This window comes from Brachymonas denitrificans, assembly GCF_907163135.1.
GTDB lineage: Bacteria > Pseudomonadota > Gammaproteobacteria > Burkholderiales > Burkholderiaceae_C > Brachymonas > Brachymonas denitrificans_A.
The window spans coordinates 1,787,539-1,803,581 of the sequence record NZ_CAJQUA010000001.1 but is presented as its reverse complement, the minus strand read 5'-3'; the positions used below and the strand labels follow the sequence as shown (position 1 = coordinate 1,803,581).

The following is a 16,043-nucleotide window of genomic DNA, read 5'->3' as shown; positions in this document are numbered from 1 at the left end:
CATGGATCTGGGCATTGCAGGCAAGTGGGCGCTGGTGTGCGGCGCCAGCCGGGGGCTGGGTTTCGGCTGCGCCGCGGCGCTGGTGCAGGAGGGCGTGAACGTGCTGGTGGTGGCGCGCCGCCCGGACGTACTGGCCGAGGCTGCGAAGGAGCTGCGCGAGCTGGCGCAGGACTATCGTGGCAGCACGCCGCAGGTGCTGGCACTGGCCGCAGACGTGACCAGCGAGTACGGCCGCCAGCAGGTCTTTGCCCAGCACGACAGCTTCGACATCGTGGTCACCAACGCCGGCGGCCCGCCGGTAGGCGACTTCCGCGACTGGGACCGCGACATGTGGATGCAGGCGGTGGATGCCAATATGCTCACGCCGATCGCCCTGATCCGCGCCACCATCGATGGCATGGCCGAGCGCGACTTCGGCCGCATTGTCAACATCACCAGCAGCGCGGTGAAGGCGCCGATCGATATCCTCGGCCTCTCCAACGGCGCGCGCAGTGGCCTGACCGGCTTTGTCGCAGGCCTGGCGCGCAGTCCCGAACTGGCGTCGCGCAATGTCACGCTCAACAACCTGCTGCCCGGCAAGTTCGATACCGATCGTCTGGCCAGCACCTTTGCCGGCATCGCCGGCGAGAGCGGCAACAGCGAGGATGCGGTGCGCGCGGCGCAGCAGGCCAGCATTCCGGCGCAGCGCTTCGGCTCGCCGGCGGAGTTCGGCGCCGTCTGCGCCTTCCTGTGCAGCCAGCAGGCGGGGTATCTGACCGGGCAGAACATCCTGCTCGACGGCGGCGCTTATCCCGGCACTTTCTGAAAGCAGGCTGTAGGCAGGCTCCCACAGCCATCCCCTGAGGCTTCCGACAGGCCGGTGCACGGTCATGCCTGAAGATGACATCCAACCGCAACCTGGGCGTCACAGACGCAGCGGCGGCGGTGTCGGCCCCATGGCCGGCATGTGTTGACCTTCAAACAAGACTGGAGCCTCTCATGAAAGCATCCGCCAAACTCATCACCATCGCGGCCATCACCGGCGTCATGACCCTGACGGCCACCGGCTGCTCGGTGGCGCGCGACCAGCAGACCGTGGGCGCGTATATCGATGACGCCGCCATCTCCACGGCCATCCGCGCACGCTTCATCGAGGACCGCCTGGTGTCCGCCGCCGCCATCAAGGTGGAAACGCTCAATGGCGAGGTGCAGCTGACCGGCTTTGCCAAGACGCAGGCCGAGAAGGACCGCGCCGAGGAACTGGCACGCATGACCAGCGGCGTGAAGTCGGTGCGCAACAGCATCGTGGTGCGCCCGTAAGTACGCGCAGCATCCATCAAAGCAACAAGGGCCGGAAATCTCCGGCCCTTGTTGCTTTGGGTCGGGTGTGCACGTCAGCCTTGGCTGGTTATCGCTGCCGCGAGGAAACCAGAATCCCCGCCACAATCAACGTGAATGCCACCGCGTGGTACCAGGCCGGCATGTCGCCCAGGAACAGGGCCGAGAGGATGGCTGCGAACAGCGGCGTGAGGTTGACGAAGAACCCCGCCACCGTCGGCCCCACCATCTGCACGCCGCGGCTCCAGAACGCATAGGCCAGCACGGCCGGGCCGATCGCCACATAGGCCAGCGCACCGAGCAGCTTCGGGCTCCAATCGATATGCAGATGCGGCTGCAGCGCCCACTCCACTCCGGTAAATACGCCCGACCAGGCCAGCCCGAACACCACCTGCGCCAGCACGAAGGCCTGCCACCTGGCACGCACGGTTGCCGGTTCGCGCGTATGCAGCAGCATCCAGCTGTAGAGCGACCAGGCGATCGTCGCCGCCACCATGTACAGATCGCCAATCACCAGCTGCAGTTGCAGCAGGTTGTTCCAGGTGCCCCGTGACAGCACGAACAGCACCCCCGCCAGCGACAGCACGGCGCCGCCCAGCTTGTAGCGCGTGATCGGGGCATCGTAGAACAGGCGGCCGATCAGCATCATCCACAGCGGCATGCTGCTGGCCACCAGCGTCACGTTCACCGGCGTGGAGGTTTTCAGCGCCATGTACTGGAACATGTTGTAGCAGCCGATGCCCAGCAGGCCGAGGATGGAATAGCGCTTCCAGTGTGTCCACAGCGGGCTGCTCGGGCGCAGTGTCTGCCAGGCCATGGGAAGCAGGATCAGTGCCGCCAGTGCCCAGCGCACCAGGTTGAAGGTGACTGGCGGAATCAGGTCGGTGACTGCGCGGCCGACCACCGCATTGCCTGCCCACAGCAAGGGGGGCAGTACCAGCATCAGCGCGGCGCGTGGAGTCAGGCCACTGCTGGCCGATGGGGTAGGGGAAGACATATGGGGCATCACTGTAGCAAGAAATGCGGGATGGCACCGGCGCAGGGGCAAGCGGAAAGCGGCTAGGATGCGGTGGGAAAGCAACACCGGATTTCAAGGAGAACCCCATGCCCGTACTGACCAGCCGCGCCATCCAGATCGACGCTCCCGGCGGCCCCGAAGCCATGCAGCTGCGCCAGATCGAGGTGCCCGAGCCGGGGCCGGGCGAGGTGCGCGTGGCGCACCGTGCCGTGGGCCTGAACTTCATCGATGTGTACCACCGCACCGGCCTCTATCCGCTGCCCATGCCGGCCACGCTGGGCATGGAAGCGGCGGGCGTGGTCGATGCCGTCGGCAGCGGCGTGACGCACCTGCAGCCGGGCGAGCGTGTGGCCTACGTGGCCGCCACGCCGGGCAGCTATGCCGATGCCCGCACTTTGCCGGCCGACACCGTGTGCCGCCTGCCCGATGGGCTCGGCTTTGACGTGGGCGCCGCCATGATGCTCAAGGGCCTGACCGCGCAGTACCTGCTGCGCCGCGTGCGCGGCCAGCACGAAGTGGTGGCGGGCGATTTCATCCTGTTCCACGCCGCCGCCGGCGGTGTCGGCCTGATCGCCTGCCAGTGGGCGCGCGCCATGGGCCTGCAGCTGATCGCCACTGCAGGCAGCGACGAAAAATGCGCGCTGGCGCTGGCCAACGGGGCTGCCCATGCCATCAACTACCGCAAGGAAAACTTTGCCGAGCGCGTGCGCGAAATCACGGGCGGTGCGGGCGTGAAAGTGGTCTACGACTCGGTCGGCAAGGACACCTTCGAGGGCTCGCTGGACTGCCTGATGCCCTTCGGCCTGATGGTGAGCTTCGGCAACGCTTCCGGCCCGGTGCCGCCGGTGGCGCCGGCGCTGCTGGCGCAGAAGGGCTGCCTCTACCTCACGCGCCAGACCCTGTTCATGCACATGCGCGGCCGCGAAGCGACGCAGGCCATGGCCGATGACCTGTTCGCCGCGGTGGAAAGCGGCGATGTGAAGATCCACATCGACCAGCGTTTTGCGCTGACCGATGTGCAGGAGGCGCACCGCACGCTGGAGGCGCGACAGACTACGGGGTGTAGTGTGCTGATGCTGTGAGAGGGCGCGCCGGCTAGCCGTTTGCGCTGTGGCTGGCAGGGGCTTGAAAGTACGCGTTGTGATGGAGATTACAGTCGCTTGGTCGAGGTAACAAGCGGTTTTGAGTCGGCTGCTTCGGTCAGGGAGATGCTCTTCAGCTCGGCCCGGCTCAAGCGCTGATCGTGAAGAACGTCGTCAGGTCGTCAGTTCTGCGACTTGCTGGCCCCGCTCGCCGCGGCCTTCTTCGCAAACTCCGCCCGCAACGCCTTCAGCTTCTCGCGCGGATCTTCCTTCACGGTCGCCTTGTCCAGCGCCATTTCCTTGATGAAGCGGCTCGGCGAGGTAGCGACGATGTCGCGGCCCTTCTTGCGCTTTTTTGGCCAGCTCACGGCAAGCGAGCGCTGCGCGCGCGTGATGCCCACATACATCAGCCGGCGTTCTTCCTGGATACGCTGCAGCAGGCCCTCGCTGTCACCTTCGGCATCCTCCACCCGGAACGGCAGCATGCCCTCCGTCACCCCCACCAGCATCACATGCGGCCATTCCAGTCCCTTGGAGGCATGCAGCGTGGACAGCGTGACCACGTTCTGATCCTGCTCGCGCTCGCTGATGGTGGAGAGCAGCGCCACGTTCTGCGCGATTTCCAGCATGCTGCGGATTTCGCTTTGCGTGGTGACACCGGCCACATCCTCGATCACGCCGCCGCAGCGCTGCGCCATCCAGTCGCAGAATTCCAGCACGTTGTTCCAGCGCGCTGCGGCGATCTTCTCGCTGTCCTCGCTGTCGTACAGGTATTTCTCGAAGTGGATTTCCTTGAGCCAGTTGGCCAGGAATTCCCTGGCCGCCTCGGCGCCGGTGGTGGACTTGGCACGGAATTCCAGCTCGTTCAGGTAGCGGCCGAACTCGTGCAGGCCGTCCACCGCACGCTTGGGCAGGGCGGCCGCCAGCGAGGCGCTGAACAGGGCCTCGAACATGCTGATCTTGTACTTGCCGGCAAACTCGCCCAGTTGCTGCAGCGTGGTGTGGCCGATGCCGCGCTTGGGCGAGGTGATGGCGCGCAGGAAGGCTGGGTCATCGTCCTGGTTGGCCAGCAGGCGGAACCAGGCGCACAGGTCCTTGATCTCGGCGCGATCGAAAAAGCTGGTGCCGCCCGAGACCTTGTACGGAATCTGCGCGCGGCGCAGCGCGGTTTCCAGCAGGCGACTCTGGTGGTTGGCACGGTAGAGCACGGCAAAATCCTTGAACTCCTTGTGCGCCGAGTTGGCGCGCAGGCTCTGGATGCGCGCCACTACGCGCTCGGCCTCGTGCTCCTCGTTGTCGGCATCGACCACGCGCACCGGCTCGCCATCGCCCAGCGCGCTCCACAGCTTCTTGGGGAACAGCTTGGGGTTGGGGCCGATCACGTTGTTGGCGGCTTCCAGAATGGTGCCGGTGGAGCGGTAGTTCTGCTCCAGCTTGATCACCTTGAGGCTGGGAAAATCTACCGGCAGCTTGCGCAGATTGTCCAGCGTGGCGCCGCGCCAGCCGTAGATGCTCTGGTCATCATCGCCCACGGCGGTGAAGCGCGCATCGGCTTTGTCGGGCCAGCCGACCAGCAGCTTGAGCAGTTCGTACTGGGTGGCGTTGGTGTCCTGGTATTCGTCCACCAGCACGTGGCCGAGCGCCTTCTGCCATTTTTCGCGCACGTCGGAGTGGTTCTGCAGCAGCTTGAGCGGCAGGCCGATCAGGTCGTCGAAATCCACGCTCTGGTAGGCCGTGAGGCGCTCCTGGTAGAGCTTCATCACCATGGCGGCGCTGCGGTGCTCGTCATTGCCCACGGTGCACTGGGCCAGCGCGGTGTCGGCGTTCAGGCCCTGGTTCTTCCACAGGCTGATGGTCCACTGCCACTGGCGCGCTACGGCGGCGTCGGTGGTGCCGCCGCAGTCCTTGAGCAGGGCCAGCACGTCATCGCTGTCCAGGATGCTGAACTGTGCCTTCAGGCCAAGCGCCGCGCCATCCTCGCGCAGCATGCGCACGCCGAGCGCGTGGAAGGTGCAGATGATCACGTCCTTGGCCGCCTTGCCGATCAGCCCCTTGGCGCGTTCGCGCATTTCGGCGGCGGCCTTGTTGGTGAAGGTGATGGCGGCGATGCGCCTGGGCTCGCAGCCGGCCTGGATCAGGCGCGCGATCTTGTGCGTGATCACGCGTGTCTTGCCCGAGCCGGCACCGGCCAGCACCAGGCAGGGGCCGTGCAGGTAGTTGACTGCTTCTTGCTGGGAGACGTTCAGGCCGGCGGACATGGGCTCAGGGGAAACTGCAAAGGGGATCAAGCAAAAAACCCGCCGCAGCGGGTTTGGAGGCGGGCACCGCAAAAGGGCGCCAGATTGCGGTCTAGTGTAGCCGATCCCGTGCGGGCAGGCGGCAGGGCTTGATCTTTGCTGCAAGCCCCGCAACACCGGCTCGTTGGCGCTAGCATGTGCATCTGGAACCCACAAGAACAAGCAGGGAGACAAGGCGTGCTGGCCATCCTCGGAGTGACTTTTCCGTTTTTTGCACTGGTGCTGTGCGGCTATGTGGCGGCGCGGCGCGAGATGCTGCCGCTGGCGGCCATTCCGGGCCTGAACAGCTTCGTGCTGTACTTCGCGCTGCCGGCCATGCTCTACCGCTACAGCGCGCAGACGCCAATCGCCGAGCTGCTCGACACGGCGCTGCTCAGCGTCTATCTGCTGGTAGCGGCCATCATGATCACGCTGACCATCGTGGTGACCAAACGCGGCCGCATTGGCTGGAACGACGCCGCCCTGGGCGCGCTGGTGGCGACCTTTCCCAACGTGGGCTTCATGGGTGTGCCGATGCTGGTCGCGCTGCTGGGCGAGGTGGCGACCGGCCCCATCATCGTGCTGCTGGCGGCGGATATGGTGGTGACCTCTTCGGTCTGCATTGCGCTGTCGCGGCTGGATGGCGATGCCGAAACGGCCACGCTGCCCCCGTCCCGCCGTCTGCGGCTGGCCTTGGGCAAGGCCTTGCGCAGCGTGCTCGGCAATCCGATGGCTTGGTCCATGGTGCTGGGCGCTCTGGCGTCGGCCACGGGCCTGCATCTGCCTGCCGCACTCGACAAGACGGTGGCGCTGCTCGGCAATGCTGCGTCGCCGGTGGCGCTGTTCACCATCGGCGCCGTGCTGGCGCGTGCCAACATGGTGGCGGGGCAGGGCCGTCAGGGGCAAGGCGGCTGGAGTGGCGTGTGGCCGGTGGCCCTGTTCAAGCTGGTGCTGCACCCGCTGCTGGCCTTCGGCATGGGCAAGGCCGGACAGGCAGTGGGCCTGCCCCTGAGCGATGCGGTGATCACCGTGATGACCATGGCCGCCGCACTGCCCAGCGCCAGCAACGTCTCGCTGCTGGCCGAGCGCTTCGGGGCCGATACGGCACGCATCGCCCGCATCATCCTGCTCACCACCGTGCTTGCGTTCGGCAGCTTCACGCTGGTGGCCAGCTGGATGAGCTGAAGCATTGGAAATTCCTATTAATCAAATAAATACTATTGCATTGATGATTTGATAGATAAAAACTACAGTAAACCCATCGCCGGTTTGCAGCGGCATGGGGCTGCTGCAGAACTCGGCGAAATACACCGGAGGTTCCGTCATGTCCGCCACCATCCATTCTTCTGGCCCGCTTCCTGCGCTTGGCGCGTCGTCATGGCGGCAGGACTGGATGCACCGCCTTGCTGCCATGGCAGAGGCCTATGGCGCCCATCTCTGAGCTTTCGCACCTGTTCCAGACCCACATCAAGGAGGAATCCGTCATGCAATCCAAGTGCCCCGTCACCCATTTGACCACCGACTTCGGCGCCCCTGTTCCTACCAACCGCGACAGCCTCACCGCCGGCCCGCGCGGCCCGCTGCTGGCACAGGACGTGTGGCTGCAGGAAAAGCTGGCCAATTTCGTGCGCGAGGTGATCCCGGAGCGCCGCATGCACGCCAAGGGCTCCGGCGCCTTCGGCACCTTCACCGTGACGAAAGACATCACCCGTTACACGCGCGCCGCCATCTTCAGCGAAGTCGGCAAGAAGACCGAGATGTTCGCCCGCTTCACCACCGTGGCCGGCGAGCGCGGCGCGGCTGATGCCGAGCGTGACATCCGCGGCTTTGCCCTGAAGTTCTACACGGAAGAGGGCAACTGGGACATGGTCGGCAACAACACGCCGGTGTTCTTCATCCGCGATCCGCGCCAGTTCCCGGATCTGAACAAGGCCGTCAAGCGCGATCCGCGCACCAACATGCGCAGCGCGCAGAACAACTGGGACTGGTGGACGCTGGTGCCCGAGGCGCTGCACCAGGTCACCGTGGTGATGAGCGATCGCGGCATTCCCGCCAGCTACCGCCATATGCACGGTTTCAGCTCGCACACCTACAGCTTCTGGAACAAGGACGGCGAGCGCTTCTGGGTCAAGATGCACTTCCGCACCCAGCAGGGCATCAAGAATCTGACCGATGCCGAAGCCGCTGAGCTGGTGGGCCGCGACCGCGAAAGCCACCAGAAGGACCTGTACGAGGCCATCGAGCGTGGCGACTTCCCCAAGTGGACCATGTACGTGCAGATCATGCCCGAAGCGGATGCCGAGAAGTACCGCCTGCATCCGTTCGACCTGACCAAGGTCTGGTACAAGGGCGACTACCCGCTGATCGAGGTGGGTGAGTTCGAACTCAACCGCAATCCGGACAACTTTTTCGCCGACGTGGAGCAGAGCGCCTTTGCGCCAAGCAATCTGGTGCCCGGCATCGGCGCCAGCCCGGACCGCATGCTGCAGGCACGCCTGTTCAACTACGCGGACGCGCAGCGTTACCGCCTGGGCACCAACTACCACCAGATTCCGGTCAACCAGGCGCGCTGCCCGGTGCACAGCAACCACCGCGACGGTCTCGGTCGTGTCGATGGCAACTACGGCAGCCTGCCGCATTACGAGCCCAACAGCTTCGGACAGTGGCAAAGCCAGCCCGATTTCCAGGAACCGCCCCTCAAGCTGACCGGCAACGCTGCGCACTGGAGCTACCACGAGGACGACAGCAACTACTTCGAGCAGCCGCGCAAGCTGTTCCAGCTGATGACGCCGGAGCAGCAGGAGGCGCTGTTCGGCAACACGGCCCGCGCCCTGGGCGACGCGCCGGAATTCATCAAGTTCCGCCACATCCGCAACTGCCATGCCTGCGATCCGGCCTACGGCGCAGGGATTGCCCGGGCGCTGGGACTGGATCTGCAGAAGGCGCTGGACTCGAAGCAGGATGATCCGATGTTCGGCAATCCGCTGGTCGCGCTGCCCGCCTGATTGCACGGGGCGGAACGGAAAAAGGCTCGCAGTTGCGAGCCTTTTTATTGCCCGGTGCGTGAACAACCGGGCGGCAGGTACATGAACCAGCGTGGTTCATGACCTGGTTTTATGCCATTCAGGGCTTGGCGTTAGCCGGTTTGGTGGAGGTGGAAATGGCCTCCGGATTCATCTGCGTGGTGGACTTGTGCACCTGCTTGCGCACGCCCTTCTTGTAGCCGGTGTTCTTGCCCTTCACGGCCTTCTTGGCCTTGGGGCCAGCCTTGACGGCTACCGGCTTTTCGGCAGCAGCAATGGCAGCGGGAGAGGCCTGCGGCGGCAGGGTATCGCCCATGCTGCTCAGCGGAGCGGTGGTTTCGCTGCTGCGCAGGATGCCGCCACCCTGCACGCTGCCGACGCGGTCGCCGGCGCCACGCACGCGCTCTTCACAGGCTTCCTTGAAGCCGGCGGGCAGCGGGGCGCAGCGGGCCAGGGCGTTGGCGGCATATTCGCTCACGGGTTCGGTCGTCAACTGGCCCGGAGCGCCGCGCGCGGCAGCCGCTTCGTGCGCACCGGCGGACTGGTAGCCCTTGCGTGCGCCGCTTTCGCTCGGCGGTGCACTTTGGGCGGAAACGCCAAACGAGGCGGCGAGGGCGGCAGCCATCAGGGCAGTGCGGAAGGCAATACGTGTCATGTCTGATATCTCCTCTGGTTGGTATGGGTCAGGACAGAGCCTGCCAGTGCAGTCTAAGCCGGCGCCGGGCGGCGGTCGTGTAGTCCTGCACAGACAGAGTGTAGTCGCGCCAGTCCGGCATGCCGCCGGGCCGCGTGCCGGGATATTCCCGGTGCGCAGCAGCGCTTGCGTCCACGGACAGCATAGCGTGTTCCGGACAGGGGGCAAGGGCTTCAGGCAAAGCGGTCGGTAGCGGCCAGCAACTGCTCCTGGATGCCGGGCTCCGTCACGGCATGGCCGGCATCACCCACCCAGTGCAGTTCCACCTGCGGATTCACGCGCGACCAGGCCTGGTACAGATCCCAGGCCGTGGTGGCCGGGGTGCAGACGTCATAGCGGCCCTGCACGATGACGGCGGGAATGTCCTTCAGACGATCCACATGCGCGATCAGCTGGCCTTCATCCAGAAAGCCGCCATGGGTGAAGAAGTGGTTCTCGATGCGCGCGAATGCCAGCGCGAAATGCGGATTGGCGAAGGCCTCGGCCGCCGCGGTGGGCAGCAGCGAAATGGTGCGGCCTTCCCAGGTGGCCCAGGCCTGCGCCGCCTGCAGGCGCGTGGCCTCGTCATCGCCGGTGAGGCGGCGGTGGTAGGCGCCTACCATGTCGTCGCGCTCCTCTTGCGGAATGGGCGCCAGATACTCCTCCCACAAATCGGGAAACAGGTAGGAGGCGCCGGCCTGGTAGAACCAGTCGATTTCATGCTGGCGCAGCGTGAAGATGCCGCGCAGCACCAGCGCGCTCACATGCCCGGGAAACTCTTCCGCATAGGCCAGTGCCAGCGTGCTGCCCCAGGAGCCGCCGAATACCAGCCACTTCTCCGCGCCCAGCATGCTGCGCAGGCGCTCGATGTCGCTCACCAGGTGCCAGGTGGTGTTGTTCTCCAGGCTGGCATGCGGCGTGGAGCGGCCGCAGCCGCGCTGGTCGAACAGCAGCACGCAGTACTTTTCCGGATCGAACAGGCGGCGGTGGTTCGGGTTGCAGCCGGCGCCCGGCCCGCCGTGCAGGAATACCGCCGGTGTGCCGGCAGGATTGCCCACCAGTTCCCAGTACACTTGGTGCCCGTCGCCGGTATCCAGCATGCCGGTCCGGAAGGGCTCGATCGGCGGGTAAAGCTCGCGCTTGGGGGACCGGATGTCTTGCAGGGTGGTGTGGTGCTGGTGGATCGTCATGGTCGGCAGAAAGGCATGCGGAGGGGCAACAATGTGGCAGTCATGTTACAGCACCGGTCATATGCCCAGCGGATCCACGTCAATCGCCCAGCGCAGGATGGCGCGCGTACGCCCGGCATGCAGTTGGTGTGCCAGCTGCGGCAGGAAGCGCTGCAGGGCCGTGCGATTGCCGCTTTCCAGCAGCATCTGCGCACGCTCCCGATTGGCCACGCGCTGGGGCGTCATCGGGATGGCGGGGTAGCAGAACACTTCGGCCGCTTCGGGCAGATCCGCCGCGGCGGCACCGGCCGCATTGAGAAAGTCCTGCGCCGCCTGCTGTTCGCGGCTTTCGGCGCGTACCAGCGCCTGGTAGCTGAAGGGCGGCATGCCGGCGGCAGCGCGCTCTTCCAGCTGCTGTGCGGCAAAGGCCGGGTAGTCGTGCCGTTGCAGCGCGCCAAACAGTGCATGGGCGGGAAAGCGCGTCTGCACCCACAGCTCGCTGGTGCTGCCGATGGCGGCATCGCGCCCGGCGCGCCCCCCGGCCTGCAGCAGCAGGCTGAACAGCCGCTCCGGCGCCCGGAAGTCGCTGCTGAACAGGGCGGTGTCCGGGTTGAGTGCCGCCACCAGCGTGATGCGGCGGAAATCATGCCCCTTGGCAATCATCTGCGTGCCCACCAGCACGTCCACATCGCCGCTGTGCACGCGCGCCAGCTGCTGCTCCAGGCTGCCCGCATGGCGCGTGGTGTCGGCGTCGATGCGCGCGATCACGAGCGGGCTGCCATCCGGCCGGGCCAGGGAACGGAGCTCGGCCGCCAGGGCTTCCTCCAGCTGTTCCGTGCCCTGGCCCAGCGTCTGCACATCCAGATTGCCGCAGGAAGGGCAGGCGCGCGGCACGCGCTCGGTAAAACCGCAGTGGTGGCAGCGCAGCGTGCGGTCGATCTTGTGGAACACGCGGTAGGCGCTGCAGTGCGGGCACTCGCTCTTCCAGCCGCAATCGGCGCAGTGCAGCACCGGGGCGTAGCCGCGGCGGTTCAGCAGCACCATGCTTTGCTCGCCGCGGGCGGCGCGCCCGGCCATGGCCTCCAGCAATTGCGGGCTGAACACACAGCGGCGCGGCTGGTGGTTCATGTCGATCAGGCGCACGCGCGGCAGCGGCGCAGCACCGATGCGCGCCGGCATGGCCAGGCGCAGGTAGCGCCCCCCGGCATCGCCATCGCCGGGCGGGCGGCTCTGGTGCCAGCTCTCCAGCGAGGGCGTGGCCGATCCCAGCAGGATGCGCGCCTGCGCATGGTGGGCGCGGTAGATCGCCAGATCCCGCGCCGAATAGCGCGCGCCTTCCTGCTGCTTGTAGCTGGGATCGTGTTCCTCGTCCACCACGATCAGGCGCAGGCCCGGCAGCGAGGCCAGTACCGCCATGCGTGTGCCCAGCACGATGCGCGCCTGACCGGTATGCGCCGCCAGCCAGCCCTGCAGGCGTTGCGCCGGCGTCAGGCCGCTGTGCATGGCAGCGATGCGCTCGGCCGGAAAGCGGTCGGCAAAGCGCTGCTCGAGTTGCGGCGTGAGATTGATCTCGGGCACCATCACCAGCACCTGGGCGGCAGGATCCTGCTCCAGTGTGCGGGCAACGGCCTGCAGGTAGACCTCCGTCTTGCCGCTGCCGGTGCTGCCGAACAGCAGGCAGGGGCGGGGGGCCTTGCCGGATGGGAAAGGCTTGAGCAGGGTTTCCAGGGCGGCGTGTTGCTGTTCCGTCAGCGGCAGCGCGCTGCTTGCCGCGCCGGCTTCTGCGGCCTTGCCGGCAGCCAGCTTCCGGAGCCGGCGCGCCAGTTGCGTGCCATCCAGATCGCGCAGTTGCGGCGGCAGCGCCGACAGGGCCACTTCGCCCATGCTGCGCTGGTAATAGTGCGCCGTGAAGCCGACCAGCCGGCGCCAGCCGGTATCCAGCGGGGGCAGGGCGGCGAACGCCTCCAGCAGCGGCCGCAGTTGCAGCCCTTCCTGCTGCGGCAGCGGCACATCGTCCCACACCACGCCCAGCACGGCGCGCGCGCCCAGCGGCACCCGCACCAGCGTTCCCGCAGGCAGCGGCTCGCTATGCGTGTAATGCAGGGGAGTGGCCGACAGCGGGCTGTGCGCGGGCAAGGCGACGAGTACCGGAAGCACATGCAGGCTGCCGCCTGGCAGGGCAGGCGCCGTCTCGGCAGGGTGGGCAGAATCCATAGCCAGCACTGTAACCGTTCGGCGCCGCCGCTCCGCAGCGGCCAATGTGTCGAACTACCCACACATCCTGTGGACAAGTATGTGGGCCTGCGCAGGGACAACTGTCGAAAGCCGCGCCAGCCGTGGCCTTCAAGACGCTGCGTGAAAAAGGGGCAGCTTGCCGTGGCAGGGGATTGCGGAGCATCGGGAACGGAAATATACTGTATGTAAATACAGTATTTAAGGCCTTTGCCAGCTGTCTCCAAAAGCCCGGGCCGTTGACAGGTAGTCCCATGCAGCGCTTCTCCCTTGTTTCCTCGCCATCCTCCTCGTGCGGGCTTGTCCAGGGCAGCCTGTTCGCTGCCGAGCCGCTGACGCTGATTCCCGGTGCGGAAGAGGGCATGCGCTACTGGCCGCCGCGCCTTTCGGCGGAGCAGCAGCAGGCCTGGTTCCGGCAATTGCTCGAAGCGGTGCCCTGGCAGCAAGAACGGCGCCAGATGTACGAGCGCATGCTGGACGTGCCTCGCCTGCACGCCAGCCTGCCTGTGGCCGAAGCCTGTGTCATTCCCGCCGTACTGGGCGCGCTGCAACTGGCGCAGGAGCTGGTTCCGGCGCCATTTACCCACGTCGGTTTCAACCTCTACCGCAATGGACAGGATAGCGTGGCCATGCACAACGATCGCCTGCACAACCTGGCCCCCGGCCAGCCCATCGTGCTGGTTTCGCTCGGGCATGCGCGTGACATGCTGCTGCGCGCCAAGGACGGCAGCCATCGTCCGCTAAGAGTCTGCCTCGAGCCGGGCAGCGTGCTGGCCATGAGCCATGCGTCGCAGATCACGCACGAGCACGGCATTCCCAAGACGCGCGACAGCGTGGGTCCCCGCATCAGCTGCGCCTTCCGCGTGCGCCGGCAAGGCTAGCGGGGATTTCCACATTCCCACAGCGTCTGTGGACAACTTTGTGGGCGACTTTGGGACGGGTGCGCTAAACCCGCGTGGGGCAAGGCTTTGTACAGGCTGCCGGAAAAACGGGCATTTCCGATGTTCTTTTAAAAATCAAGTACTTACGGAATGCGCCAGGCAACCCGTGCGCTTGCGCCCGCCTGCCTGGTTTGCAGTTGCCTGACTGGGGACAACTGCATGTCTGTTGCGTGACATTTGCGGTTTTGGCCGCAAAAAACCCTGTCTTTCCATCCAGTCATCCGCTGCAAGCCTTGTCAGACAAGGCCTACAGCCCGGTCCGCGCTGCAAGCCAGCGTGCATGCGGGTTCCAGCGGGGGCCCTGTTGGAAACCGCATGAAACAAGGCTTTTGGCGGGGATGATCTCCTGCCCACACGAACTGTGGATAACTTTGTGGATGGCTTTGGGACGGATGCGCCAAAGCCTTGATGGGCAAGGCTTCCAACAGCTTGCCCATAAATAAGGCATTTTCGTGAATTCAAACAAAATCAACGGTTTAGCGAAAGATTTCCGCACTCTGCAGGGCGGCCTGAAAATTGCCGATGGAACATGGGCACTGCCACGCAAGGTGTGTACAAGTAAACAGTGAGGGGCCCGAACAGCCCCAGATTTCAGGGGTTTCCGGACCTTCCAATTCCCGGTCTGTCAAGGGCAAGATCCGGGCGATTGCTGAAGCTTCCCACCATCATCCGGCGCTAAGCACTTGTCACCACAGGGAATATCGGGGTTGTGCAGCAATCTGTGGATAACTTTGTGCATAGTCCGTGCGCAACCCGGCTTATCCTTGATAAATCAAGCGCTTGCAGCTTGTTTGGAAAAATCGCCGGGTTATGAATTCATGAATAAAATCAAGGGGATGGAGTGCGCTTGCATAACCCGGACATACAGTCGGGTAGGGAGTGCCGGGGCTGCCTCCCGCCCGCAAAAAAATGTGTACAAGTCCGCGTGGAACGGCCCGAAAACCCGGTATAAGGGAGGCCGCCAAGCCGTAGCGCGGAACACGGGCCGTACATGCACACCAAAGCAGACAGCCCCTGCCGGCAGGAACCGGAAGGGGCTGTAGCGGGTGTGGCAGGTAGCCGGATCAGATAGCGGTCTGCCGCATGGCACGGGAGTGGCCGTGCACCGTCTCTACCAGCGCGGCAACATGCTCCGGCGGCGTGAACTGGCTGATGCCATGGCCCAGGTTGAAGATGTGCGTCGGTCCGCGGCCTTCGCCCTGGTGGGGCTTGCCGAAGCTGTCCAGCACCTTGCGTGCCTCGGCCTGCACCGCTTCGGGCGGCGCAAACAGCACATTGGGATCCAGGTTGCCCTGCAGGCCCTTGCCCTTGCCATCCTTCCAGAGCAGTTCGCGCGCGGCGCCCAGGTTCACGGTCCAGTCCACGCCCAGCACGTCGCAATCCAGCGATTGCATTTGCGACAGCCACAGGCCGCCACCCTTGGTGAACACGATGCGCGGCACGTCCTGCCCGTCCGGGCCGGTGCGCTTGAGCTGACCCAGCACGCGCTGCGTATAGGCCAGGCTGAAGGCCTGGAAGGCGCCATCGGCCAGCACGCCGCCCCAGCTGTCGAACACCATCACGGCCTGCGCCCCGGCGTCGATCTGGGCATTCAGGTAGGCAGCCACGCTGTCGGCGTTCACCGAGAGGATGCGGTGCATCAGATCGGGGCGGCTGTACATCAGCGTCTTCACGGCGCGGTAGTCATCGCTGCCGCCGCCTTCCACCATATAGCAGGCCAGCGTCCAGGGGCTGCCGCTGAAGCCGATCAGCGGCACGCGGCCATTCAGCGCCTTGCGGATGCTGGTCACCGCATCAAAGACATAGCGCAGCTTGTCCATGTCCGGCACAGACAGCGCATTCACGGCAGCCTCGTCGCGCACATTGCGCTCGAACTTCGGGCCTTCGCCCAGCTGGAAGCTCAGGCCCAGGCCCATGGCGTCGGGCACCGTCAGGATGTCGCTGAACAGGATGGCGGCGTCGAGCGGAAAGCGCTCCAGCGGCTGCAGCGTCACTTCCGTGGCGTAATCCACATTGGTAGCCAGGCCCATGAAACTGCCTGCCTTGGCGCGTGTTTCGCGGTATTCGGGCAGATACCGTCCGGCCTGGCGCATCAGCCACAGCGGGGTGTAATCGGTTGCAAGGCCGCGGCAGGCGCGCAGGAAGGTGTCGTTGGACAGCGGTGCAAAGGCGGAAGTAGTCATGGCCGCTATTGTCGCAGGGAAAGGCGGCAAGACCCTTCACCATCCCCGATGGCCTTGCCCGGGGTTGCGCGCCGTCAATCCGCCAGCCCCGCGCGCAGTTGTAACCATTGATAAGCAAGCGGGCGGACT

The 16,043-nt window shown here is 65.5% G+C and carries 12 protein-coding genes; 6 read left to right on the top strand and 6 right to left on the bottom strand.

What is annotated here, in order from left to right; all coding sequences use genetic code 11:
- The first annotated feature begins 1 nt into the window (after position 1).
- Both KKQ75_RS08360 and KKQ75_RS08355 read left to right on the top strand, forming a co-directional pair.
- Positions 2 to 805 (top strand): SDR family oxidoreductase, encoded by an 804-nt coding sequence (locus KKQ75_RS08360; RefSeq protein ID WP_213361487.1) that lies wholly within the window; start codon positions 2 to 4, stop codon positions 803 to 805.
- Between the two features lie 173 nt (positions 806 to 978).
- Complete coding sequence (locus KKQ75_RS08355) at positions 979 to 1,299, top strand: BON domain-containing protein (protein ID WP_213361486.1); 321 nt, start codon at positions 979 to 981, stop codon at positions 1,297 to 1,299.
- An 88-nt stretch (positions 1,300 to 1,387) separates the two neighbouring features.
- Here the strand turns inward: KKQ75_RS08355 and KKQ75_RS08350 are convergent, their stop codons facing one another.
- The gene (locus KKQ75_RS08350; RefSeq protein ID WP_371687112.1) at positions 1,388 to 2,323 is read right to left on the bottom strand and encodes a DMT family transporter; all 936 of its coding nucleotides are present in this window, start codon (positions 2,321 to 2,323) and stop codon (positions 1,388 to 1,390) included.
- Between the two features lie 98 nt (positions 2,324 to 2,421).
- On the opposite strand from KKQ75_RS08350, the gene KKQ75_RS08345 reads away from it, so the two are divergent.
- Complete coding sequence (locus KKQ75_RS08345) at positions 2,422 to 3,417, top strand: quinone oxidoreductase family protein (RefSeq protein ID WP_213361483.1); 996 nt, start codon at positions 2,422 to 2,424, stop codon at positions 3,415 to 3,417.
- 182 nt (positions 3,418 to 3,599) lie between these two features.
- Here KKQ75_RS08345 and KKQ75_RS08340 read toward each other — a convergent pair whose 3' ends face one another.
- A complete protein-coding gene (locus KKQ75_RS08340; protein ID WP_213361481.1) occupies positions 3,600 to 5,675 on the bottom strand; it encodes an ATP-dependent helicase in 2,076 nt (691 codons plus the stop codon).
- A 216-nt stretch (positions 5,676 to 5,891) separates the two neighbouring features.
- On the opposite strand from KKQ75_RS08340, the gene KKQ75_RS08335 reads away from it, so the two are divergent.
- Positions 5,892 to 6,878 (top strand): AEC family transporter, encoded by a 987-nt coding sequence (locus tag KKQ75_RS08335; RefSeq protein ID WP_213361479.1) that lies wholly within the window; start codon positions 5,892 to 5,894, stop codon positions 6,876 to 6,878.
- 299 nt (positions 6,879 to 7,177) lie between these two features.
- Positions 7,178 to 8,698: a catalase gene (locus tag KKQ75_RS08330; RefSeq protein WP_213361478.1), complete on the top strand. Its 1,521-nt coding sequence runs from the start codon at positions 7,178 to 7,180 to the stop codon at positions 8,696 to 8,698.
- Between the two features lie 118 nt (positions 8,699 to 8,816).
- Here KKQ75_RS08330 and KKQ75_RS08325 read toward each other — a convergent pair whose 3' ends face one another.
- From KKQ75_RS08325 to priA, 3 genes are all read right to left on the bottom strand, one after another.
- On the bottom strand, positions 8,817 to 9,371 hold the full coding sequence (locus KKQ75_RS08325; RefSeq protein WP_213361477.1) for a hypothetical protein: 555 nt from the start codon (positions 9,369 to 9,371) through the stop codon (positions 8,817 to 8,819).
- Between the two features lie 212 nt (positions 9,372 to 9,583).
- Positions 9,584 to 10,579 (bottom strand): prolyl aminopeptidase, encoded by a 996-nt coding sequence (gene pip / locus KKQ75_RS08320; protein WP_213361476.1) that lies wholly within the window; start codon positions 10,577 to 10,579, stop codon positions 9,584 to 9,586.
- Between the two features lie 57 nt (positions 10,580 to 10,636).
- Positions 10,637 to 12,772 (bottom strand): replication restart helicase PriA, encoded by a 2,136-nt coding sequence (priA, locus tag KKQ75_RS08315; RefSeq protein ID WP_213361475.1) that lies wholly within the window; start codon positions 12,770 to 12,772, stop codon positions 10,637 to 10,639.
- A gap of 272 nt (positions 12,773 to 13,044) precedes the next feature.
- Between priA and KKQ75_RS08310 the strand changes: the two genes are divergently transcribed.
- A complete protein-coding gene (locus tag KKQ75_RS08310; RefSeq protein WP_213361474.1) occupies positions 13,045 to 13,671 on the top strand; it encodes an alpha-ketoglutarate-dependent dioxygenase AlkB in 627 nt (208 codons plus the stop codon).
- Positions 13,672 to 14,795: 1,124 nt separating this feature from the next.
- Here the strand turns inward: KKQ75_RS08310 and hemE are convergent.
- Positions 14,796 to 15,914 (bottom strand): uroporphyrinogen decarboxylase, encoded by a 1,119-nt coding sequence (gene hemE / locus KKQ75_RS08305; RefSeq protein WP_213361473.1) that lies wholly within the window; start codon positions 15,912 to 15,914, stop codon positions 14,796 to 14,798.
- Between the last annotated feature and the right edge of the window lie 129 nt (positions 15,915 to 16,043).

Bases quoted from the DNA above. Each gene is read 5' to 3' on its own strand.
- KKQ75_RS08355 (WP_213361486.1), top strand. From the start codon at position 979: ATGAAAGCATCCGCCAAACTCATCACCATCGCGGCCATCACCGGCGTC.
- priA (WP_213361475.1), bottom strand. From the start codon at position 12,772: ATGGATTCTGCCCACCCTGCCGAGACGGCGCCTGCCCTGCCAGGCGGC.
- KKQ75_RS08310 (WP_213361474.1), top strand. From the start codon at position 13,045: ATGCAGCGCTTCTCCCTTGTTTCCTCGCCATCCTCCTCGTGCGGGCTT.
- KKQ75_RS08330 (WP_213361478.1), top strand. From the start codon at position 7,178: ATGCAATCCAAGTGCCCCGTCACCCATTTGACCACCGACTTCGGCGCC.
- hemE (WP_213361473.1), bottom strand. From the start codon at position 15,914: ATGACTACTTCCGCCTTTGCACCGCTGTCCAACGACACCTTCCTGCGC.
- KKQ75_RS08345 (WP_213361483.1), top strand. From the start codon at position 2,422: ATGCCCGTACTGACCAGCCGCGCCATCCAGATCGACGCTCCCGGCGGC.
- KKQ75_RS08350 (WP_371687112.1), bottom strand. From the start codon at position 2,323: ATGCCCCATATGTCTTCCCCTACCCCATCGGCCAGCAGTGGCCTGACT.
- KKQ75_RS08340 (WP_213361481.1), bottom strand. From the start codon at position 5,675: ATGTCCGCCGGCCTGAACGTCTCCCAGCAAGAAGCAGTCAACTACCTG.
- KKQ75_RS08360 (WP_213361487.1), top strand. From the start codon at position 2: ATGGATCTGGGCATTGCAGGCAAGTGGGCGCTGGTGTGCGGCGCCAGC.
- pip (WP_213361476.1), bottom strand. From the start codon at position 10,579: ATGACGATCCACCAGCACCACACCACCCTGCAAGACATCCGGTCCCCC.
- KKQ75_RS08325 (WP_213361477.1), bottom strand. From the start codon at position 9,371: ATGACACGTATTGCCTTCCGCACTGCCCTGATGGCTGCCGCCCTCGCC.